The organism is Wolbachia endosymbiont (group B) of Camptogramma bilineatum (assembly GCF_947251825.1).
GTDB lineage: Bacteria > Pseudomonadota > Alphaproteobacteria > Rickettsiales > Anaplasmataceae > Wolbachia.
Genome location: NZ_OX366391.1, coordinates 675,218 through 696,130, shown reverse-complemented (window position 1 = coordinate 696,130; position 20,913 = coordinate 675,218). Strand labels below are relative to the sequence as shown.

Below are 20,913 nucleotides of genomic sequence, written 5' to 3'. Positions count from 1 at the left end.
TTATCTACCTCATTGAGGTATATATTGCTTAATAGTGGTGAATTTACCCCGCCAACAATGTTGCAAATTTTTCTTTTCTTCTCGATTATTTCCAGGAGAGTTTGGTAGCTCTTTTACACGAAATACCACATTTACGTCCTCAAGGTTAATTTCAATTCTCTTGACTAACGTTCTAATAATATCACGTTTAGTTAGCCAGTCTGCGTTATCAAGGTTTGATGTAATATTGGAAGAAAAGTCTTCTAAATTGGTTACAACCAAAGTTAATTCCTGTTTTAATTTCTTTTGATCGAATATCCTTTTCTTCTCCTCTTCAATTGTTTTTAAACTTTGTTTCATTGCTTTAATTCGTGGTTCAAATTCTTCTTGATTAATATATTCTTGAGCATAACTATCAATAAGTCTAGCAATACCACGTTTTAATTTATTTTCTTGTTTCTCTAGTAAATCGCTTTTTTGATCCCATGATGATTTTTTAAGCTCTGAAAGTCTACGCCTGTATTCTTCTAAAACCCTATTTGGATTTTTCAATAAATGCTTAACCTCTTCCCACACGGCTGTTTCTAATGCATCTGTACGAATGTGTTTATTATCACAAATTTTATTACCACTAAAACGGTAAGAATCTCTACCAATACAACGATAATAAGCATAATGATCAATTTTTTCTCCTCGCTTATTTCTTACAGGACTTCCGTAATATGCATAACGACAACGCTTACATACGATTAAACCTTGTAGTAAATGTTTTGCTCCTCTTTCTCTTGTCCTTGCTATTTTTCTATTCTCAGCTAATTGTTCTTGAACTATATCAAATACATCTTCGTCCACTATATTTGGCACTTTAACATAAATCCAATTTGCTTTTTTAACAGAATAGGTAGAGTAATTATCTTTCGGTTGTTCACAAGAATGTTTCTGTGGTCTGATATGTTGTAACTTTATACCTACTTTTGTTTTACCAAAAGCCGCTTGTCCTTTGTAAGCAGGATTTTTTAACATACCCCAAATCACACTTCTATCCCAGCACTTTTTTCCTGTTCGTGTTATAATAGACATAGTGTTTAGCCGACGACACACTTCCCCAATACTTGTCCTTTCTCTTCCTATCCACAAAAATACTTTCCTAACAACATTAGCTTCTTCTTCGTTTATTTCAAATAAAGCTTGTCCTCCTCCCATATATTTATCTATATAACGATAACCATAAGGAGCTCCTCCCATTACGCTTACACAACCTTTATTAGCTGCATAAATCTTTCCGCGACGACTTCGTTTCATAATTTTCGCTCGTTCATATTCTGCTATCATACCTTGCATTTGTAACAGCAATTGAGATTCTGGATTATCGTTAATCTCATAATTTAAGAAAACCGTTTCTGCTCCTGCTTTCTCAAATTCTTCAAGTAATACCATTTGATATGCATATTTTCTAGATAAGCGATCAGGTGAATGAATGTAAATTCTATCAATTTTACCTTCTGTTACTTTATCACGTAACTTTTCTAGATCAGGACGGACTAGATTAGATCCACTGTAGCCATTATCAATAAATTTATACTCACTTAATAATTTGTATCCATCCGTACTAATTTGCTTCTCTAAAGCTGCAACTTGACTTGCTATTGTATTTTCTTGTGCTTGTTTCCCCGAAGAAACTCTTGCATATAAACTCACTGTTACCATTTGATCCTCCTTGAATCCCATTTTTATGTTTTAAATTTTTTTGGCTTACTTGCTTTGACACGGCTTTTTCATAAGCATCTAACAAATACTTTTCTGCCAACCGGTTAGTTTCATAGCTACAGCTAATCCGTATAGCTAATCTCTTATTTCCCATGAACTTTCCTTAAAATAATATGTTCATATCATTCATTGAAACTGATGGTTAATTGATTGTTGGCACTATAAATAAATGGCACTCTTGTTTTTGGACATAGAAGTTTTCGAGAAATGCTTTTCTCTAATTTTACGTTTTTTGCAACATTGTTGGCGGGGTAAGTGGTGATCCTTGCGCTATTCCTCGTTTCCCTCCTACTTTGAGTACTAGCTTGATCAGGTGCATGATTTCTTTATCATTTACTCTTTTAGAAATCTTTTCCATAAGAATGTGATGTCGCACATTGTCAAAGTAGGATTTCAGATCTACATCAATAACTTTTGTATTGCCTTTGATTGCTGCTTTCGCTACCCTGTTTATTGCTTCATGCGCCTTTCTCTTAGGTCTATATCCATATGATCCGTCCTGAAAGTCAGATTCAAATATTGGTTCAATTATTAGCTTTAGTGCTGTTTGCACTATTCTGTCCCGGATGCAGGGTATGTTCAATGCTCTGTGTTTTCCCCCAGCTTTTGGTATTTCCTTCCTCCGGTTCCTATTTGGGCTATAGGTCTTGGTTATTAGTTCGTGTCTTATTTGTTGAAGATACTTTTCTAAGCCTTCTGCCTCTATCGATTCAAATGTCACCCCGTCTATTCCTGGTGCCCCATTACTCTTCTTTGTTAGCTTATATGCTTCTTCTAGTGTCTCCATCTTGCAGACGTGAACATAGATTCCCCAGAATCGCCATTCCGGTTCTGCTTTCGCTTTGGTATATATCTTTCTTCTCAGGTCTTGTAGTTTTATTGGCATTTTTATCATTTTACCTTTACCTCCCTTTTGTTAAAGATTCCTACTAGTAGGGTGCCTTTGCTCCATGAGCGTTACCTCATTTCTTCACTACTACACACCCATCCGCCACCCTTTCATCTTCAGTTCATTTCCTGTTTTTCAGTTATAGAACCTACCGCTCCAAGGTATTTCTCCTTGGGATGAGGAGGGTTTCTCCAGTTGCTTTGTATGTCCTCATTACCATGCTGCCACTACCACCCCGCTGAAGTAGATATGCTGTATCATTCGGATTTCAGCTATCTATTTTGCCTTCACCCTGTTTCCGTGGGCTCAGCCTTCAGTATTTAGCTTCGAGGCTACCTATGTGTTCGCTTTCGCTACGGCCTGGTAATTCGCCATTATCCTACGATAACGTTGTCGGTAGGCTTCAACACTTTGGTTTCCCTACATGTTGCTACCCAAGCTACGGGACTCCGACTTTTATCCCGGTAGGTCTATCTCCTACTGAACATACCAGCCTTTGCTGGACGCACGAAAACAGCTATTTATTTCTCCTAATTTCCAGCTATCTGACAGTACAATCTGTGCTTTCGCAAACTTAATTTCTGTAATAAACTTTGTGGTAATGGATATAGTGCTTTTACGTTATACCACTGATGACTTCTTTCATAAATGCCTTTGTAATCCTTTGTGTGAGGCTCTGTTTCTCCAAGTACTGCTACATCTAATCGATATATGTCATTACTAAATGTTTGTTCATAATGCTCTCTTAAATAGTTGTCTACAATCTCTACTAACGGACCTCTAGAACTGAAAAAATTTATTCTTCCAAACGATAACACTGGCCCATTTTTTTAAACTTTTATACCAGAGTAGTCTGATAACAAACTTCCAAACAAACTTTCATCTAAAATAAACCTATCAACGTTATAGTGATCATTGAAAATCCTCATTAGCCGCGATCTTGCTGGTAACGATAGTTTTGCAAGTTCTACTACTGCATCTACAAAAAAGTCATTTGGAACATCTTTTATTCCTATTTGTAATTCAAAGAAGTGTTTACCAGGTGGTTCTTCGATGATTGTAATATCTTCTATATTTGCCCATTTTAGTGCTACTTTTAGTGATGCTGGAGTTCCTCTCAGTCTTTGAAATTTTACTCCTTCTATTACGGCTTTTCTTCTATCTTTTACCCAGCGCAGTATTTCTTCTAAACCATATTCTTCTATTATCCACGGCAGTATTTCATCTTTAAGACTAAACTTAAATCCTCTGATACAGCTCGGATCAACCTTATAATCTGTTGCATCAACCAGTGCTTGCTCTTGCTTTGTTGCGTTTTGGGGTAATAACATTAATTCAACTCAATCTTTAAATTTTTCAAATTTGCAGATTCATTTCCCAGAACCACAACATCCTCTCTTGGCTCGATCAATTCCACATTTTCTACACCATCTACAAATAGATTCGCTATTATCCATGATCTTGTTACACTCCACCCCAATCTTTTTGCTAATTCAAACTTCTTAATAAACTGCTTCTTGATTTCTTCCTCTGATATTAAAGGACTTATGCTCATTCTACTGTGGATATCTATTTCCATAATATTGCAGCCAATTACTGTTACTGTATCGGTTAAAACCCTTATATCATCTCTAGTAACCTGCTTTTTTACAATTTCTAGTAGCTCTTCTGACACTATGCCAGTTTGTGTTGATAAGATTGAGATTTGTACTTTCCCTGGTATAGTTGATTCCAATAGTGCATCTTTTACTCTACTATCTGCTGACAGTGCATGATATTTATAATATTCCTTACTTCCTCCTGTTAACCAACCTGCTATTTTTGCTTTTACCCTCTTTCTAAATCTTTCATCCTCTTCTTCTTTTTCTCTCTCTACTCCACAAAACTCAGCCAAATTATCAAGATCTTCTCCTGTCGCAAATTTAAGTAAGTTACTCTTTACTGCTTCATTTATTCTTTCTCTAAGCAAAAGTTCTCGCCATGCTGCTACTTCTAATACCTTCATTGCTGGATCACTTTCCACCAATCCTGTAAAACTTGCATCTCGCTTTACTAACTCTTCCTTCATTCTCGAAAAGATTTCCTCAAAGCTCAGTGATTCAATAATATTTGGCTGCTGCATCTTTATACTACAACCCCATCGAAGCGAATCTTTCTTCCCATTGGCAGATACAATCCTTCTAGATCAAGCGTCACTTTTCCTTCTTTTACTCCTTCAACTTTTACTTTTTCTAACTTAAATCTCTTCTCAAATTTCCCCAGTGCTTCTGCAGTTGATGCGTAAATTTCCAAAGTTAAATCCCTATTTATTGGCTTATCTACTAATTCAAATAGTCTTGAGCCATAATCTCTTCTCATTATTCTACTGTTAATAGGAGTGGTCAATATATCAATTATCGATTGTTTTAGATGTTCTATTCCCTCTAATTCTTTACCTGTTTTAGCGTCCATTCCTTTCATTTTTCGACTATTTTAATTTTTTTATTTTGAAAACACACTTTGATTTTTACTTACTATTTGAAAACTACAGGATGCCACATCACCTGTTCTCGCTACACCAATACCATTTACAAATACGTTGTTTGATCCTTGCGTTAGTGTTTCCCCAATACTCAAGATATCACCCTTACTACAAGCAGGTCTACCATTAACAAATACATCTTCACTCCCGCTCACACAGACATGAATCGGCATACCTGTACAATGATCTCCTATGCAAACAACTGCTTTACTCATATATATCAATTTAAATCTACTCTTCTTGCTTTTAATTTAATACTATCTTTTGTCATTTCTATACTCGATTCCCCAGCCTTCAGTGTTATTTTGTCCACTACTTCAATCTCTAAATGATGCTTCCCTTTATCATATGTAAACTTTGTCCCATCCTGAAATTTTACACTATTTATTTCCTTTTTATTCTCTGGTGCAGCATACTTCTGTTGATATATTCCAGACAGTACTACTCCTAATGATAACTCTCCCAATGGTGACAATATTACTACCTGTTCATTTATGCTTGGTGGTAGCCAGCTTCTTTCCTCTCCTGCTCTAGAAGTTATCCATGGAAGAAAATCTGTTAAAAGTTCACCTATTTTTACTCTTACTTTTGCTTTTTCATAATCTAATTCTTTTACAACTCCTATACGAACAATGTTGGCCATTTTCCTCTGTAGTTCCGAAATTGCAAAATTATTTTCTAACATTTATTTCACCGATTTCTATTTTGTGTGGCATAAATTTTCCTTCTTTCCAAATAGATCGCCCTACGTGTATTGTATGCACCCATTCAACCATCACACTAAATATGCATCGAGCTCTGGTCTAAAGTCATCTCCTCCTCCTGATATAAATTCTCCTGGTGAAACATTTTTCACGTTCCAAGTATTTTTATTTACTACTTTCGCAACTTCAGCAGCTAATGTTCTGACAATAATAGGGGCATTTTCTATTGTGCTATCAATCACAATTCGTGCTTCAAATCTTGCTTTCAGCGCTAATTCCTCTGTTCCAGGATCATGTCCTTTTTCAAAGCTACTAAGTTCTACAAATACCGCTGGTGCTAACAGTTCTTTCCTTATTGCTGGATAAATTTCACATGTCTGTATAGCCGGTATTTCTTCCTTCAGTGTGCTGCAAATTGCTTGATGTAAATCTTTCCAGAACTTTGTCATGCATATAATTTAACTCATGTAATGTATAAAATATTTTTCAAATACCTTTTCAACTTCATAATTAACAATATTATCCTTGAAGCCTCAGGTTCTAGTGGCAACTTAACTTCCTTTATTGGCAATGCTACCCTTCCTTCACGTTTAAACATACCGCTATTTCCTTTTGGCATAACTGCTGCAAATCCTCCTATAAACTCATGCTTTCCTACTTTCGATCCTCTTCTTGTTTTTTGTATTTTGCCAATTGCCGATGCTCTAATGTCATAGAGATTTGCTCTAATTAACACGTCTAATCTGCTAGTTTTCGCCTTAAAAATTCTTAATCTCTTTCTTATCAAACTTAATTTTATCTTCTTTTCCTCACTGATTTCCTTAGCTGCTTGCGCTTTTAACCATAGTGCCGTTTTGTTTAATGCCTTTACCGTTGCTAATTCTACTTTTCTTCTTTTAGCATTTACACTTTCTATTACCTCAACTTCTATATGAACAGACATTTTACACCCCAGACGCTTTTATTTTCCACGTTATTCCAGACTTGTCTCTAAGTGGCGGTGAGTGTACTTTATATCTTCGATCACCTATAACAAAAACATCTCCCACTATTGGCTTTAACACATCAAACGCACTTACTTCTAACGCTAAAGTTTCTTCCACAAATTGTCCTTCACCAATCTCGTATAATTTATCTGGCTGTTGCTTTAATACTTGTACCATGTATGACTTATCCTTTGATTTATACAAAGCCACTTCTCCTAAATGGGCAAAACAATCTTCTAATAATCGCTTAATATTCTCTTGCATATTTCTTTTTGATATACTAACCTTTACATGCTAAGAAAGCGCATACCGGTAGAGTCGTTCTGTGCCTCACCACCTTGTAGTTACTCTACCAGTATGTTATGCTATAGCGACTTTTACTAATACGCCAGGTCTATGGCACATTGGTAATGGATTTGACTGCGTATGTAAATCTGTTCCTCTATCAAATCTTCTTGGCTCTTGTTTTGCATAAAGTGGTTGTCCTAGTGTGTTTACCGTTTCATTAAAATCTGCTGGTGCAAAATATGTCGTAAATGTGCTTGCTGTTCCTAGTGGAAAACAGTGCCCTGTATCTTTCTCAATAAATCTTCTCACGGTTCCTTCAGGGTCAGTTGCTTGCCCTCTATATTCCTCAAATGTTATACCACAAAACGTAAATCCTGACCTCATATCATTTCGAAGCGCTGCTCCTTCTTGCCATCTCTCGTATGCTTCTTTCACTTTAGTATGTGAAGTTAGTGCATCAAAAAACTCAGGGCTTACCAAGGCATGAATTCCGGTCATATATTCACCACTTAGATTATCTTCTATGTGCCGCAATACTTCCAGACACTTACGTTTTACATCTGTTGTTGCTGTTCCCAGTGCAAAATTTACTACTTTTGGCGTGATTTCAAATTCGTTGTACAGATTTAATAATTCTGACCCATCAGCATCTAAAATTATTCCTTTCAGCGCTCCCATTCGCAAATGCTCTAATGTTATTGCATGTTTGTTCCTCATCAATTGCAAATGATCGGTTATTACATCTGCCAGCGCTTTAAGTTCACTCTCTGATCCAAATGCCCTTATTCCCTGTACTTCCTCTGGTAACACTACATCATCATGTGGAATATGTGGAATCGTAAATGTTCTTACCTTTCTTTTTCCTCTTTTTCCTACTGTTGCTGGTGCTCCGGGTAACTGCGTTGGTAGTAAACTTAATACTCCGTTTTGCTCTTCTATGGTAATATGTCTAAATCTTACTGACCTACTTGGAAAAAAATTTAAATTTTCAACTCGTCCATAATTTACCGGCAATATATTCATCGCATTTGTTAGTGCCGTCATACTAAATGCTGTATTTGTAAATGGATTTTGCATTCTTTTTCCCCCTTATTAATTTAAGTTACACTCCCTTGCGGACAATGATCCCTCGTCCTTCAAGTTGCTTTATTGCTGCAGCTTTCTGCTCTTCAGTGATATTTGCTGGCCATACAACTGCATGATCTGCTAGCATTGCTATACGTGTAATGATTACTGCTTTGGCATTTTCTGTCGCATTTACATCACTTACTATTGCACCTATCGCTGTTTGTGTACCATCTGTGGCAGTTGGATTTATTATCTTAACCATGCTATCTTTATCGAGAGCCACTACTGTACCAAGCTTTAGGTTCTGCCCTTTTGCTACTGTTATTTGATCTCTTGAATACAGGCTTGATGCCTCATACTTTAATAAGTCACTCAGATTATTTTGTTCGGTTATAGTACTCATTTTGCTTTTCTCCTTTTGTTATATATTTTAAATGCCTACGACTTTTCGCTACCTGCATCATCAACTCTTCTCCTGAATTCTGTGGTATTGTACTTATTATCTCTGTCTTCTTTGTTCTTTCTGCAAGTAATTCCATTAAAACCTCCCTTGCTTGCTCAACACTTACACCCTGCTCAATAAATTCTCCTATTTTCTCTGGCATTCGTGATAAGTTACACAAACGTATTAATTCAACAACTTCAGTACGATACTTAGTTAAATTATTAGTTTTTAGGTCATTTGTAGTTTGTTCATTCATAATAATACTCCTGTTTTGATTAATAGATGAAAGAATTGTCATTCCGTCTGCAAGACCAATATCCACAGCGTTCTTGCCAAAATATAGCCCTGCTTCTGTTGATCGAATCTTTTCAATTGAAAGACCTCTGTTCCTTGCTATTAGCTGCAAAAACATTTCATATAGTCGGCCTACTTCTTTTTGTAAGCTTTCCAGACTTTCAGACGTTATTGGCTCATGTGGATTTAAATCATTTTTTCTACTTCCTGCAAATACTGTCGTATATTTTATTCCCTGTTTTTCATCAAACCCACTTTGATCTATATGACTTGCTATTACTCCTATGCTTCCTACTCCTGAAGTTCTACTCACAAATACCTTTTCAGCGCTAGAAGCTATAGCGTACGCAGCAGAATATGCATCATCATTTGCTATCGCTATTATCCTCTTTTTTCCTCTTGATTCATAAATAAAGTCAGCTAGGTCAAATATACCGTTTACCTCTCCTCCGGGGCTATCTATTTCCAGTATAATTGTCTCTATGCTACTATCTGCTAATGCTTGTGTAATTTGTTCTTCTATTTGCTCATATGATGTCATTCCGAGCATTTCATCAAATGCACCAGGTTTTTTAGTTAAAATGCCATGTATCGGTATTATTCCTCTTTCACTATTTCTTACTGCATGTTTTATATTTTTAAAGATAGGCTGCTTTCCTGTTTGTAGTGACAGTAACTCAAAACTCCTTGGTTCTACCATTACACATCTGTTTAGCCATTGTTGTTTCATATCACCTCTTGATTGGCCGTAACGTCAGAATCAAAACTCAAGCCCAGTTCACTTGCACGTTTTTGATCTTCTGCTATTTCTTGGTCAATTTCTTCTACATCATAACCCATTTCTGATACTACTTCCGCTCGACTCTTGAATCCATTTCTTACTGCCATTTGCTGTGCTTGCTGATCTTTTAGCGGATCGACCCAATCAAATCCCTGTGGTATCCATTTTACTTCTTTTTTTTGCTCCTTCTTTTCCCTTTGTCCATTCTTCACCTATGTCTAGCTCTCCAGAAAGTAGTGCTAACTCTAACCACCTATCCCATACAGGACGGCAAAACTGAAATACCATTATGTTATGCTGTAACATTGTACATCTCCTACGAAACTCTATTAATCCTGCTCTAATTGATGAATAATTAACACCGGTTAAATCTCCTGTTAGTTGCTCATATGTTATCCCTGTACCAATCGCTATTGCCCTGAGTTGCTGTCTTATAAACGCTTCATAACTTCCTCCAACATCTGACGGTTCTGAAAATTTTATGTCTTCTCCTGGGTCTAAAAGCTGCATTGTTCCTGGCTCTAAACCTGATAGTGCCACTCCTTGCTCATTACTTTCACTTTCTCCCATGATATTTGCTTCTGGATCGAGTCTCGTAATAAATCCAGCAAACATTGCTGCAGTTTTCTTTCTCACCAGCTCTGCATCATCATATTGATCAAGCTCATAAAGCTTCAGCAGTATATTAGAAAGCCAAGGCTCCCCTCTGATTTGCCCAGGTCTTAATGGTCTATAAATATGTAAAACATCATTTGCTGGCACTCTCACTGATTCTCCAAACATACTTTCACCAGGGTGTTCTTTAAATAGGTAGTATGCTTCTCTTTGCCCAAGCCTGTTAAACTCAATCCCGTTTCTTATTACATTACCATTTCCTAAAGTTTGATTTGTTTTATTATCTAAATGTTCAGACTCAAGTACTTGTAGTTGTAATGGTACAGAAAATCTATCTTCCAGCTTTCTCGTTCTTAAACGTACAAAACATTCTCCTCCCTCTATCATACTTCTGCACACTAGAGCTTGTAATCCATAAAAATCACTTACTCCGTTACTGTCTGCTTCATCTGTCCATTTTAGCCATAATTCTTGCACCTTCTTTCGAAATTCTGCATTCTTTGCTTTTGATTGCGGCTTTATTCCTGTTCCAATAGAGTTACTTACTATTGTATCAATAATATTTGCTGCATATGGATTTTTTCTCACCATATCACGTGATCTACTACGTAAAGTTTCAAGGCTTTGAGACAGCAAATTGTTTATACTTCCTAACTCTGGTTGAAAGTGAAAAAATCTTCTTCCTGATCCTGCTGCATCCCACGCTGAGCTTTTGATTTTTGGCTTACTAAATAGTTGTTTGAATGATTTGAGTAGCATTACTTCTCTTTATCTGAAACTTTAGATAACTCAGCTTCTAATTCCTCTATCGTTGGTAAAGCTGTCTTTATATTCTCTGGTAGACTTTCAGTTATTCGATATTCTGCTAGTCCTATTGGTTTTGTCATATCTTTTAGAGTGTATTTTGCTAGTACATCATTTTTAGATTTACATAAAATCAACCCTACAGATGGTTGATCTTACCCCGCCAACAATGTTGCAAAAAACGTAAAATTAGAGAAAAGCATTTCTCGAAAACTTCTATGTCCAAAAACAAGAGTGCCATTTATTTATAGTGCCAACAATCAATTAACCATCAGTTTCAATGAATGATATGAACATATTATTTCAAGGAAAGTTCATGGGAAATAAGAGATTAGCTATACGGATTAGCTGTAGCTATGAAACTAACCGGTTGGCAGAAAAGTATTTGTTAGATGCTTATGAAAAAGCCGTGTCAAAGCAAGTAAGCCAAAAAAATTTAAAACATAAAAATGGGATTCAAGGAGGATCAAATGGTAACAGTGAGTTTATATGCAAGAGTTTCTTCGGGGAAACAAGCACAAGAAAATACAATAGCAAGTCAAGTTGCAGCTTTAGAGAAGCAAATTAGTACGGATGGATACAAATTATTAAGTGAGTATAAATTTATTGATAATGGCTACAGTGGATCTAATCTAGTCCGTCCTGATCTAGAAAAGTTACGTGATAAAGTAACAGAAGGTAAAATTGATAGAATTTACATTCATTCACCTGATCGCTTATCTAGAAAATATGCATATCAAATGGTATTACTTGAAGAATTTGAGAAAGCAGGAGCAGAAACGGTTTTCTTAAATTATGAGATTAACGATAATCCAGAATCTCAATTGCTGTTACAAATGCAAGGTATGATAGCAGAATATGAACGAGCGAAAATTATGGAACGAAGTCGTCGCGGAAAGATTTATGCAGCTAATAAAGGTTGTGTAAGCGTAATGGGAGGAGCTCCTTATGGTTATCGTTATATAGATAAATATATGGGAGGAGGACAAGCTTTATTTGAAATAAACGAAGAAGAAGCTAATGTTGTTAGGAAAGTATTTTTGTGGATAGGAAGAGAAAGGACAAGTATTGGGGAAGTGTGTCGTCGGCTAAACACTATGTCTATTATAACACGAACAGGAAAAAAGTGCTGGGATAGAAGTGTGATTTGGGGTATGTTAAAAAATCCTGCTTACAAAGGACAAGCGGCTTTTGGTAAAACAAAAGTAGGTATAAAGTTACAACATATCAGACCACAGAAACATTCTTGTGAACAACCGAAAGATAATTACTCTACCTATTCTGTTAAAAAAGCAAATTGGATTTATGTTAAAGTGCCAAATATAGTGGACGAAGATGTATTTGATATAGTTCAAGAACAATTAGCTGAGAATAGAAAAATAGCAAGGACAAGAGAAAGAGGAGCAAAACATTTACTACAAGGTTTAATCGTATGTAAGCGTTGTCGTTATGCATATTACGGAAGTCCTGTAAGAAATAAGCGAGGAGAAAAAATTGATCATTATGCTTATTATCGTTGTATTGGTAGAGATTCTTACCGTTTTGGTGGTAATAAAATTTGTGATAATAAACACATTCGTACAGATGCATTAGAAACAGCCGTGTGGGAAGAGGTTAAGCATTTATTGAAAAATCCAAATAGGGTTTTAGAAGAATATAGGCGTAGACTTTCAGAGCTTAAAAAATCATCATGGGATCAAAAAAGCGATTTACTAGAGAAAAAAGAAAATAAATTAAAACGTGGTATTGCTAGACTTATTGATAGTTATGCTCAAGAATATATTAATCAAGAAGAATTTGAGCCACGAATTAAAGCAATGAAACAAAGTTTAAAAACAATTGAAGAGGAGAAGAAAAGGATATTCGATCAAAAGAAATTAAAACAGGAATTAACTTTGGTTGTAACCAATTTAGAAGACTTTTCTTCCAATATTACATCAAACCTTGATAACGCAGACTGGCTAACTAAACGTGATATTATTAGAACGTTAGTCAAGAGAATTGAAATTAACCTTGAGGACGTAAATGTGGTATTTCGTGTAAAAGAGCTACCAAACTCTCCTGGAAACAATCGAGAAGAAAAGAAAAATTTGCAACATTGTTGGCGGGGTAAGTGAACCTCCCTGCGGAACTCCTTTATCCCTCACCACCCTACTACCGTCTGCTTGCTGAATTGGAGCTTTCATCCATCTTTCAGCATACAGTATGATCCATTTGCAGTCTGTGTACTTTTTGATAGCTTGCAATGCCAACTCGTGGTCCAGATTGTCGAAAAATCCTGATATATCAAGATCTATCGCCCAATTGTACCTCCAGCATCTTTTACGCGCTGTATCTACCGCATCCAATGCAGATTTATTTGATCTATAACCATATGAATCCTCATAGAATTTTGTTTCTACTAGCGGCTCCAGATACATAGCAGCAGCCGTTTGCCCTATCCTATCAAATACTGAAGGAACACCTAAAATTCTTTTTCCTCCTCCAGTACCTTTCGGTATTGCTACAGCTTTTACAGGCTCTGGAAAATAACTTCCAGATGACATCCGATTCCATAGTTTGTAGAGATTATCTTTTAGATTTTCCTCAAACTTTGCTATCGAAACCTCATCCACACCAGCAGCTCCTTTATTTTTCAATACTTGTTTATAAGCTCTCCAAATAAGCTGCTTCGGTATGTTAAAAGACTTTGTTTTACTCATTAATTCCTCCCCTTTCGGTTGATAAATAATTAAAACTAAATAACCCAGCCCCTTCGCTCCATTTCCATTACAGAAACTTCTTCACTACTACGAGCTGATCCGCCCCTGTTCTTCGCATCGTACTCTCATCCTTAGAGTTTAGCTCCTTGGACTTCTCCCTTATCATCGAAACGACAGGTTCCCGCAGTTCCACACAATAGCCTAAAATAGATTCACGCCACCTCTATGCCGGACGCCACCTATCCAGTAAACAAGTTCCTGATAGGTTTATCCCAAGAGATTGAGGAGCCCATGGTTTTGACGTCGTCTTTGGAATTTCGACACTTCATCAGTGGTTCATTTTCATTCGCCTCTCTATTTTACACATGATGCATAATTGTACCTTTTCCATAACGCTCACTACCACGGCTCTTTACCACAGCAGCTTATGGCTGTTTGAAGCCTGTTCTTGCAAACCGACTTCGAGGGGCCCACCCTCATCTATTGTGCAGCTTTGCACTTAGTTTGCTCATTTTTTTAAGCATTCTTTGTGTCCCTACGCCACACCCAAAACTTACCATAAAAACAGAAGAATACAGAGCTGGTGGTATGGATATTCCAATAAATATTGATATGGGCATGGAAAAGCTTGAAGCAGATTTCACTTTTTCTGAATATGACTCTGAGCTCTTTAGACTTTTCGGATTGATAAACAATAATGCTGTTTCTCTTACTTTAAGAGGAGGTTTGCAGGGAAGTAGTGATGCCGAATCAGTAGTAATTAACTTAAGAGGGCTCTTTAAGGAACTTGATTTTGGTAACTGGAAGGCTGCTGAAAAAGCAACACTAAAATGTATAATTGCTGCCAACTATTATAAGCTTACCATTGATGGCAGAGAATTGATTGAAATTGATGCAGAAAACATGATTCGCAAAATCGATGGTGTTGATCAAATGACTTCTATGCGCATAGCTCTAGGAATTTAAATAAAGAGGTAAAATAATGCAAAAAATTAAATTAACTGAACCAATAAAAATCGATGGAATTTTAGTTTCAGAGCTAACTCTACGCCGTCCAAAAGTTCGAGATCGTTTAGCTGTTGAACGTATGAGTAATAACGATGCAGAGAAAGAAGTAGCACTAATTGCAAATCTTGCAAGTATTTCAAGAGAAGCAGTAGAAGAACTTGATCTTGCAGACTACAGTAAGATTCAAGGAGCATTACAAGGTTTTTTGTCTCAGCAGAAGATTTGAGGCTGAGCGTATTATCGCTTAGCTCAGTGGTTGGTGGTGGAATCAATCAGTGGCTTGATATGGATATTGAAGAGTTTATTACGTGGTTTGAAAGTAGCAAAAAGTTATACAAATGAAAGCAATTTCTATAGTAATTGGAGCAAGACTGCAAAGCAGTTTTAATAGTACGATGGCAGGTAGTACGAAGCAGCTTTCTCGTATTGGTAGTACGATAAAACAACTTGAATCATCAAGTAAATCAGTGTCTAAGTTTAAAGAGCTCAGCCACGATGCTCTGCTTGCTCGGCGTTCTTGGAATGAACTCGAAATAAAAACAAAATCTCTTGCTCAGCAGATAAAAAACGCAGAAGAACCGAGTAAGAGTCTGCAAAATGAGTTTACAAGGTCTAAAACTGCAGCACTGAAAGCTAAAACAGCTTATTTACAAAAAAGAAGTGCTCTTCGCCTACTACGCACGGAGTTCAGTAAAAGTGGTAGAGACATAAAATCTCTTATTGGAGATCAAGCTAAACTTGGCTCTTCTATTGAAAAGCTTAAAAATAACTATATGGCTTTAAATTCCGTAATGCAAAAACGTAAAGGAGTTCTAGCGCAAAGAGTAAATTTCAAAGCTCAAATGATAGATGCTGTAACACTTGGACTCACCCTTGCAGCACCACTTAAGGCTGCAATTAGTTTTGAGAGTGCTATGGCTGATGTAAAAAAAAGTTGTAAAATTTGAAGATAAAGATGTAAATGGCTTAACAAAGCTTGGGGAAACATTAAAGGCAATGTCACGAACAATTCCGCTATCTGCAGCAGAACTTGCGCAAATTACTGCAAGTGGTGGTCAACTTGGTATTGCAGCTAAAGATCTTGCAATTTTTACAGATACTGTGGCCAAAATGGCAACTGCATTTGATATGTCAGCAGAAGAAGCAGGAGAAGCTATTGCTAAGCTTTCTAATATTTACCAAATTGAAATTGGTGAAATGGCAAATATTGGTGATGCGATAAACCATATCTCTGATAATACTGCAGCAAAAGCTAAAGAAATTGTTCCAACGCTAAACAGAATTGGTGGTACAGCAAGGCAATTTGGCTTAACTGCAGTGGAGGCAGGAGCTTTAGCAAGCAGCTTTATTAGTCTTGGTAAAGCTCCTGAAAAGGCAGGTACGGCGATTAATGCAATGCTTAGCAAACTACAAACAGCGAGTAAACAAGGTGGCAATTTTCAAAAAGCGTTTCAAGTGCTAAAAATAAATGCTCAGGAGTTTGAGAAAGCAATCGGTAAGAATGCACAAGGTACATTACTTAAGTTTTTAGAAACAGTTGCAAAATTAGATAAGCAAGAACGTTCTAGCGTTCTCTTTGACCTCTTTGGTCTTGAATATCAGGATGATATAGCGCTACTTACTGGTAGTCTAGATGAATATAGAAAATCTTTGCGATTAATAAACGAAGAATATCATGGCTCAATGCAAAGAGAGTTTAAAAATAGAGCAAATACTAAAGCAAATAATCTTCAGCTACTTAAGAATTCAATAGCAGAAGTAGGAATGAATCTTGGTTATGTATTATTACCACCTTTAAATTTTACTGTTAATCTTCTGAGGTCAGCAACTACACAAGTAGCACTTTATGCCAAGGAGTATAGAGTACTGACTACAGTAATCATGAGTACTACTACAGCGTTGATTAGCATTAAAATAGCAGCTATATCTCTTGGCTATGCTTGGACTTTTGTAAAAGGTTCTTTATTCGCTCTTTTATCTACTTGGAGAATGTTTGGATCTGTTATTACTTTGGTAAAAATAGGTCTTTCTGCAGTTTTTCCAGCAATAATTGCTGGATTTAAAGCATTGACAATTGCCTTAATGAGTAACCCTATGGGACTGGTTATTGGTGGTTTTGCTGTTGCTGCAACTCTGATGATTATCAAGTGGCAAGCAGTAAAAGACTTCTTTATTACCATTTTGGAATCAGTGAAAGTTGTATGGAAGTCTTTTTCTGATTGGATAGGAAAATTTTGGAATAATATTACTCAGCCTTTTAAAACAATCAATAATCTGTGGAGCAAAAAAAATGAGGCTAGACTAGAAGTTAGATCTGTAAATAACGTTATCAGTGATTCCCTTAAGCACCCTATTACAGCACAAAATAAGACTATAGAGAACAAAATGCAATTTAGTATCAATATTCATTCAAGCCCTGGGCAAAATGCACGCAGCATTGCTGATGAAGTAATGGAACGAATTAGAGAACAATTTAGTGGCGCACTTTACGATATAAATTAAATTATGTTATCTCTTGGTCCATATAGATTTGCATTAACTGAGCAAGGTTTTACACGTAGAAGTGAATATCGCTGGCCTGCACTTGAGCTTATTGGGGAAAAGCCATTGCTTCAAAGTATTGGTCCTGGAGATGACATTGTTGAGCTTGCAGGAGTAATCTATTCAGGAGGGCTGAAGCAAATAAATAATATGCGAAATTCATCGAAACCTCTTTTACTTATTGATGGCCAGGGTAACATTTTAGGCCATTTTGTTATCGTAAAAATAGAAGAAACACAGAAATATTTTTTTCCAAATGGAGAACCAAGGAAGATTGAGTTTCATTTAAGCCTGAAACACTACGATAACGTGTTGTTAGATGGATCACTAAATAATCCCGTTGACGATATACAATTTGATGATGATGTACTACAAAACTAAAGAAAATGACATGTTAGATTTTATTTGCTGGAGACACTATGGATTCAGCTCTGGCACAGTTGAGGTTGTATTGGAAGCTAATCCTGGTCTTGCAGAGTACGAGCTTCTTCCTGCAGGGTTAACCGTTAAACTGCCTGTAATTCAAAAAGCAATACAAAAGCAAGTAGTAAAACTATGGGATTGAAGTGACACCAGATTTTAGTATTTCAGTAGAAGGAATTTCCATCACTGAGTTGATAAAGAGTCGGTTAGTATCAATTCATATTACTGATGAAGCTGGAGTAATAAGCGATACTGCTATAATTCACCTTGATGACCGTGATTCGTTATTTGAGATTCCTAGAACTGGAGCAAAGCTGAATATTTTACTTGGATATAAAGAAACTGGTATTGTGCCAATGGGAGATTACATAGTGAATGAAATTACGCTACAAGGTCCACCACAGGTGCTAAAGATTAAGAGTTATGCAGCAGATTTAAAACAGTCTTTAAAGGAACAAGTGTTTAATGAGTGGCATCAAATTACTTTAAATGATTTAGTGGAAAAAATTGCAAACAAACAGGGCTATCAAGCTAAAGTTGCTGCAGAGTTTGCAAATATCATGATATCGCATATTGATCAGACTGCAGAGAGCGATATGCATTTTTTAACCAGGCTTGCTCAAATTTATGGAGCAATAGCAAAACCTGCAGGAGGATATTTACTTTTTGTTTCAAAAGGGAAAGCAAAATCAGTTACCGGAAAAACTTTAAGCACTATTACTTTAACACCTAGAGATATTACAAGTTGGCAAGTAAGATTTAATGAGCGTAATCAATATGGCTCGGTTATTGCCTATTGGTATGATTATGAAAAAGCAGAGACTATAACAGAAAAAATAGGTGATCAAGAACCAAGCTATATTCTGCGAGATGTTTATGCAAGCAGTGATTTGGCGCAAAGTGCAGCATCTGCAAAATTAAATCAGCTGATGAGCAGTACAGCAACACTCAACATTACAATGGCAGGAAATCCTGAATTATTTACCGAAGCAAAGATCAACCTTTTGGGATTTCGCAAAGGAGTTTATGGTGGTTGGATAATAAATAAAGCTGAGCATGTAATTGATAACCTGGGCTATCGTAGTATGATAACAGCTGTTACGGAGGCACGGGAAAGTAAATTGATAATTTCCTCATAGATATCTTTTTTTTCTTTATTATTATTTAATTCCTCTACAGCAAGATCTAAAGGAGTTTTTTTATCTTTGTTTTTAGCAAGAGGATTTGCTCCGTTTTCCAGTAGAAATTTAGTGATTTCTAGATGTCCTTTTCGTGCAGCATAATGCAAAGCTGTCCAGCCAAAAGCATCAGTAGTATTTATATCAATGCCTTCTTCAACCAGAAATTTTATAACTTCTAAACAGCCTCCACTTGTAGCATAGTGTAATGATGTTGCACCAAAATAGTAGGTGTCATTGATATTTACTGCATTTTTTATTAAGGATTTTATGTTATCCAAATTGCAGCTTTCAGCTGCAATACGTAATGCTATTCTATCTTCACTAGTTGTTTTACTTTCTATTGGTATAATTTTTGATGGTTTACAATGCTGAAACAAAAAGATAACACATATTATTGGTATTATCGAATTTACTAATAGTTTTCGAAAAATGCTGAATTTCATATCTATGATATTATTTACATTACTTGCTTAATGCAATGAGTTAGCTTTAAGAAAAATTCTTAAGATTTTTTGGGACGTATTTTTGACAAATCTTGTATATATTAGTATACAGCTTTTTGTACAAAAACATGAAAAACCAAAGTACAGGAAAGATTCCTGTAGCAGTAATTGCTACTATGGTGATACAAACAATAGCATTGATCTGGTGGCTAGCTAAGCTCGACTTAAGAGTTCATATGCATGATAAATTTATAGAGCAAAATCAAAGGACTACAGAAATCATCTATCGTCTTGAAGAAAGGGTCAAAAACCTTGCTGAAGAAGTTAACGAGCTTGAGCAGAGACAAAAATAACTATAACAAATGACAAAGTACATTTTATCTGTAGATGGAGGAGGAATTAGAGGAATAATTCCTGCCATTATTCTAGCAGAAATTGAATCTAGGACAAAAAAGCCAATTTCCCAGATCTTTGACTTAATGGCAGGAACCTCAACCGGTGGAATTATTGTTGCTGGACTTTGTAAAAGCAATAAACTTCAATACTCTGCCAATGATTTGGTTGAACTTTACCAAGAGTATGGAGCATATATCTTTCAAGCATCACTTTGGAGAAAATCAATCGCTTCTTGGCTGAGTGGTTCTCAGTACTCATATAAAAATATGGAATTTATTCTCAACAAATACTTCGGCGAAAGCACTATGGCCGATATCGCGAGTAATCTACTGCTCACCAGTTATGACATTCACAACAATTGTGAATTTTTCTTCAAAAGTTGGAAAGAAGAAAACATTAAGTTGAAAGATGCACTCAGAGCTACAACAGCTGCCCCAACGTATTTCACACCAAAACGTCTGAAAATTAGCCAAACAGAGAGAGTGTTGATAGATGGCGGAGTGTTTGCCAATAATCCAGCTGCTTGTGCATATGCAAGTGCTAAGAGGTTATTTCTAAATGATGATATTGTACTGGTATCGATAGGTACTGGCAGAACAGATAGAAGCATAGAGTATGTTAATTCAAGAAGATTTGGAAAAATAGGTTGGGTCAAGCCACTACTGAATGTGATGTTTGCTTCTGGATTGGATTGTGTTGATTATCAACTAGAGCAAGTAATAGATGATAAATATATGCGAATACAATCACAATTGCAAGTTGCATCAGCTGAGATGGATGATATAACACCTCAAAATATTAAATGTTTGCAGCAAGAAGCAAAGGCAATGATAGAAAATCATCAAAGAGTAATTGATGTGCTATCAAAATGATATAAGTTTATGAAAAAACTTTTTTTTTCTGATGAGAGAGTTATAAAATTCAAAGCTTTTTTGATAAAAATAAACTTTTAAAAAATAATTTGGACGTTTTTTTTACCAATCTTGTATATATATAACATAAACTTGAAGCGCAGGAACTACAAAAGAAAATTCAGCTTTAAGAGAAAAAAGATAGTAAAAAAAATCTTCTAATCAAA

The 20,913-nt window shown here is 36.0% G+C and carries 20 protein-coding genes and 7 pseudogenes; 10 read left to right on the top strand and 17 right to left on the bottom strand.

What is annotated here, in order from left to right:
• Positions 1-9: 9 nt before the first annotated feature.
• From OPR44_RS03575 to OPR44_RS03500, 15 genes and pseudogenes are all read right to left on the bottom strand, one after another.
• Positions 10-1,707 carry a recombinase family protein gene (locus OPR44_RS03575; RefSeq protein ID WP_265015354.1) on the bottom strand — a complete coding sequence of 566 codons (1,698 nt, stop codon included), beginning with the start codon at positions 1,705-1,707 and terminating at the stop codon, positions 10-12.
• 262 nt (positions 1,708-1,969) lie between these two features.
• A complete protein-coding gene (locus OPR44_RS03570) occupies positions 1,970-2,641 on the bottom strand; it encodes a reverse transcriptase domain-containing protein (RefSeq protein ID WP_265015353.1) in 672 nt (223 codons plus the stop codon).
• 492 nt (positions 2,642-3,133) lie between these two features.
• Positions 3,134-3,966, bottom strand: a pseudogene (locus tag OPR44_RS03565) (phage tail protein); the annotation flags it as partial.
• On the bottom strand, positions 3,966-4,757 hold the full coding sequence (locus OPR44_RS03560; RefSeq protein ID WP_265015352.1) for a baseplate assembly protein: 792 nt from the start codon (positions 4,755-4,757) through the stop codon (positions 3,966-3,968). The gene OPR44_RS03560 and the pseudogene OPR44_RS03565, both read right to left, overlap by 1 nt.
• A gap of 2 nt (positions 4,758-4,759) precedes the next feature.
• Positions 4,760-5,095 carry a GPW/gp25 family protein gene (locus OPR44_RS03555; RefSeq protein ID WP_262986416.1) on the bottom strand — a complete coding sequence of 112 codons (336 nt, stop codon included), beginning with the start codon at positions 5,093-5,095 and terminating at the stop codon, positions 4,760-4,762.
• A 21-nt stretch (positions 5,096-5,116) separates the two neighbouring features.
• On the bottom strand, positions 5,117-5,371 hold the full coding sequence (locus OPR44_RS03550; RefSeq protein ID WP_265015351.1) for a PAAR domain-containing protein: 255 nt from the start codon (positions 5,369-5,371) through the stop codon (positions 5,117-5,119).
• Positions 5,372-5,376: 5 nt separating this feature from the next.
• Entirely contained in the window at positions 5,377-5,841 is a 465-nt protein-coding gene (locus OPR44_RS03545; RefSeq protein ID WP_265015350.1) for a phage baseplate assembly protein V, read from the bottom strand.
• Positions 5,828-6,309, bottom strand: a pseudogene (locus tag OPR44_RS03540) (hypothetical protein). The gene OPR44_RS03545 and the pseudogene OPR44_RS03540 overlap by 14 nt, the downstream one beginning before the upstream one ends.
• Before the next feature lie 9 nt (positions 6,310-6,318).
• Positions 6,319-6,803 (bottom strand): annotated as a pseudogene (locus tag OPR44_RS03535) (phage tail protein).
• 1 nt (position 6,804) lies between these two features.
• Positions 6,805-7,110: a head-tail joining protein gene (locus OPR44_RS03530; RefSeq protein WP_262986521.1), complete on the bottom strand. Its 306-nt coding sequence runs from the start codon at positions 7,108-7,110 to the stop codon at positions 6,805-6,807.
• Positions 7,111-7,206: 96 nt separating this feature from the next.
• Positions 7,207-8,211 carry a major capsid protein gene (locus OPR44_RS03525; protein ID WP_265015349.1) on the bottom strand — a complete coding sequence of 335 codons (1,005 nt, stop codon included), beginning with the start codon at positions 8,209-8,211 and terminating at the stop codon, positions 7,207-7,209.
• A gap of 25 nt (positions 8,212-8,236) precedes the next feature.
• Positions 8,237-8,605: a head decoration protein gene (locus OPR44_RS03520; RefSeq protein WP_262986414.1), complete on the bottom strand. Its 369-nt coding sequence runs from the start codon at positions 8,603-8,605 to the stop codon at positions 8,237-8,239.
• A complete protein-coding gene (locus OPR44_RS03515; RefSeq protein ID WP_265015348.1) occupies positions 8,580-9,671 on the bottom strand; it encodes a S49 family peptidase in 1,092 nt (363 codons plus the stop codon). Before OPR44_RS03515 ends, OPR44_RS03520 begins: the two co-directional genes overlap by 26 nt.
• Positions 9,668-11,096, bottom strand: a pseudogene (locus tag OPR44_RS03505) (phage portal protein). The gene OPR44_RS03515 and the pseudogene OPR44_RS03505 overlap by 4 nt, the downstream one beginning before the upstream one ends.
• A pseudogene (locus OPR44_RS03500) lies at positions 11,096-11,296 on the bottom strand (PDDEXK nuclease domain-containing protein); the annotation flags it as partial. The pseudogenes OPR44_RS03505 and OPR44_RS03500, both read right to left, overlap by 1 nt.
• Positions 11,297-11,590: 294 nt before the next feature.
• Between OPR44_RS03500 and OPR44_RS03495 the strand changes: the two are divergent.
• Entirely contained in the window at positions 11,591-13,258 is a 1,668-nt protein-coding gene (locus tag OPR44_RS03495; protein ID WP_265015345.1) for a recombinase family protein, read from the top strand.
• Here the strand turns inward: OPR44_RS03495 and OPR44_RS03490 are convergent.
• Positions 13,190-13,843, bottom strand: a complete 654-nt coding sequence (locus OPR44_RS03490) for a reverse transcriptase/maturase family protein (protein WP_265015344.1) — start codon at positions 13,841-13,843, stop codon at positions 13,190-13,192. The two genes, OPR44_RS03495 and OPR44_RS03490, sit on opposite strands and share 69 nt — an antisense overlap.
• A gap of 546 nt (positions 13,844-14,389) precedes the next feature.
• Here OPR44_RS03490 and OPR44_RS03485 point away from each other — a divergent pair.
• From OPR44_RS03485 to OPR44_RS03455, 7 genes and pseudogenes are all read left to right on the top strand, one after another.
• Positions 14,390-14,809, top strand: a pseudogene (locus OPR44_RS03485) (phage major tail tube protein); the annotation flags it as partial.
• A gap of 16 nt (positions 14,810-14,825) precedes the next feature.
• Complete coding sequence (locus OPR44_RS03480) at positions 14,826-15,077, top strand: phage tail assembly protein (RefSeq protein ID WP_265014729.1); 252 nt, start codon at positions 14,826-14,828, stop codon at positions 15,075-15,077.
• Positions 15,078-15,189: 112 nt separating this feature from the next.
• Entirely contained in the window at positions 15,190-15,798 is a 609-nt protein-coding gene (locus OPR44_RS03475; protein ID WP_265015343.1) for a hypothetical protein, read from the top strand.
• A gap of 43 nt (positions 15,799-15,841) precedes the next feature.
• Positions 15,842-17,353 (top strand): annotated as a pseudogene (locus tag OPR44_RS03470) (phage tail tape measure protein); the annotation flags it as partial.
• A gap of 3 nt (positions 17,354-17,356) precedes the next feature.
• Entirely contained in the window at positions 17,357-17,773 is a 417-nt protein-coding gene (locus OPR44_RS03465; RefSeq protein ID WP_265014727.1) for a phage tail protein, read from the top strand.
• The gene (locus tag OPR44_RS03460; protein ID WP_405197547.1) at positions 17,751-17,957 is read left to right on the top strand and encodes a tail protein X; all 207 of its coding nucleotides are present in this window, start codon (positions 17,751-17,753) and stop codon (positions 17,955-17,957) included. The genes OPR44_RS03465 and OPR44_RS03460 overlap by 23 nt, the downstream gene beginning before the upstream one ends.
• A 1-nt stretch (position 17,958) precedes the next feature.
• Positions 17,959-18,954, top strand: coding sequence for a phage late control D family protein (locus OPR44_RS03455; protein WP_265015342.1), 996 nt, complete (start codon positions 17,959-17,961; stop codon positions 18,952-18,954).
• Here the strand turns inward: OPR44_RS03455 and OPR44_RS03450 are convergent.
• On the bottom strand, positions 18,891-19,439 hold the full coding sequence (locus OPR44_RS03450; RefSeq protein WP_265015341.1) for an ankyrin repeat domain-containing protein: 549 nt from the start codon (positions 19,437-19,439) through the stop codon (positions 18,891-18,893). The two genes, OPR44_RS03455 and OPR44_RS03450, sit on opposite strands and share 64 nt — an antisense overlap.
• Positions 19,440-19,567: 128 nt before the next feature.
• On the opposite strand from OPR44_RS03450, the gene OPR44_RS03445 reads away from it, so the two are divergent.
• Both OPR44_RS03445 and OPR44_RS03440 read left to right on the top strand, forming a co-directional pair.
• Positions 19,568-19,792 (top strand): hypothetical protein, encoded by a 225-nt coding sequence (locus OPR44_RS03445; protein WP_262986626.1) that lies wholly within the window; start codon positions 19,568-19,570, stop codon positions 19,790-19,792.
• A gap of 9 nt (positions 19,793-19,801) precedes the next feature.
• On the top strand, positions 19,802-20,707 hold the full coding sequence (locus OPR44_RS03440; protein ID WP_265015340.1) for a patatin-like phospholipase family protein: 906 nt from the start codon (positions 19,802-19,804) through the stop codon (positions 20,705-20,707).
• The last annotated feature ends 206 nt before the right edge of the window (positions 20,708-20,913 follow it).

Bases quoted from the DNA above. Each gene is read 5' to 3' on its own strand.
- OPR44_RS03490 (WP_265015344.1), bottom strand. From the start codon at position 13,843: ATGAGTAAAACAAAGTCTTTTAACATACCGAAGCAGCTTATTTGGAGA.
- OPR44_RS03570 (WP_265015353.1), bottom strand. From the start codon at position 2,641: ATGATAAAAATGCCAATAAAACTACAAGACCTGAGAAGAAAGATATAT.
- OPR44_RS03530 (WP_262986521.1), bottom strand. From the start codon at position 7,110: ATGCAAGAGAATATTAAGCGATTATTAGAAGATTGTTTTGCCCATTTA.
- OPR44_RS03575 (WP_265015354.1), bottom strand. From the start codon at position 1,707: ATGGGATTCAAGGAGGATCAAATGGTAACAGTGAGTTTATATGCAAGA.
- OPR44_RS03495 (WP_265015345.1), top strand. From the start codon at position 11,591: ATGGGATTCAAGGAGGATCAAATGGTAACAGTGAGTTTATATGCAAGA.
- OPR44_RS03520 (WP_262986414.1), bottom strand. From the start codon at position 8,605: ATGAGTACTATAACCGAACAAAATAATCTGAGTGACTTATTAAAGTAT.
- OPR44_RS03475 (WP_265015343.1), top strand. From the start codon at position 15,190: ATGAAAGCAATTTCTATAGTAATTGGAGCAAGACTGCAAAGCAGTTTT.
- OPR44_RS03555 (WP_262986416.1), bottom strand. From the start codon at position 5,095: ATGAAAGGAATGGACGCTAAAACAGGTAAAGAATTAGAGGGAATAGAA.
- OPR44_RS03460 (WP_405197547.1), top strand. From the start codon at position 17,751: ATGATGATGTACTACAAAACTAAAGAAAATGACATGTTAGATTTTATT.
- OPR44_RS03550 (WP_265015351.1), bottom strand. From the start codon at position 5,371: ATGAGTAAAGCAGTTGTTTGCATAGGAGATCATTGTACAGGTATGCCG.
- OPR44_RS03440 (WP_265015340.1), top strand. From the start codon at position 19,802: ATGACAAAGTACATTTTATCTGTAGATGGAGGAGGAATTAGAGGAATA.
- OPR44_RS03445 (WP_262986626.1), top strand. From the start codon at position 19,568: ATGAAAAACCAAAGTACAGGAAAGATTCCTGTAGCAGTAATTGCTACT.
- OPR44_RS03525 (WP_265015349.1), bottom strand. From the start codon at position 8,211: ATGCAAAATCCATTTACAAATACAGCATTTAGTATGACGGCACTAACA.
- OPR44_RS03465 (WP_265014727.1), top strand. From the start codon at position 17,357: ATGTTATCTCTTGGTCCATATAGATTTGCATTAACTGAGCAAGGTTTT.
- OPR44_RS03515 (WP_265015348.1), bottom strand. From the start codon at position 9,671: ATGAAACAACAATGGCTAAACAGATGTGTAATGGTAGAACCAAGGAGT.
- OPR44_RS03480 (WP_265014729.1), top strand. From the start codon at position 14,826: ATGCAAAAAATTAAATTAACTGAACCAATAAAAATCGATGGAATTTTA.
- OPR44_RS03560 (WP_265015352.1), bottom strand. From the start codon at position 4,757: ATGCAGCAGCCAAATATTATTGAATCACTGAGCTTTGAGGAAATCTTT.
- OPR44_RS03545 (WP_265015350.1), bottom strand. From the start codon at position 5,841: ATGTTAGAAAATAATTTTGCAATTTCGGAACTACAGAGGAAAATGGCC.
- OPR44_RS03450 (WP_265015341.1), bottom strand. From the start codon at position 19,439: ATGAAATTCAGCATTTTTCGAAAACTATTAGTAAATTCGATAATACCA.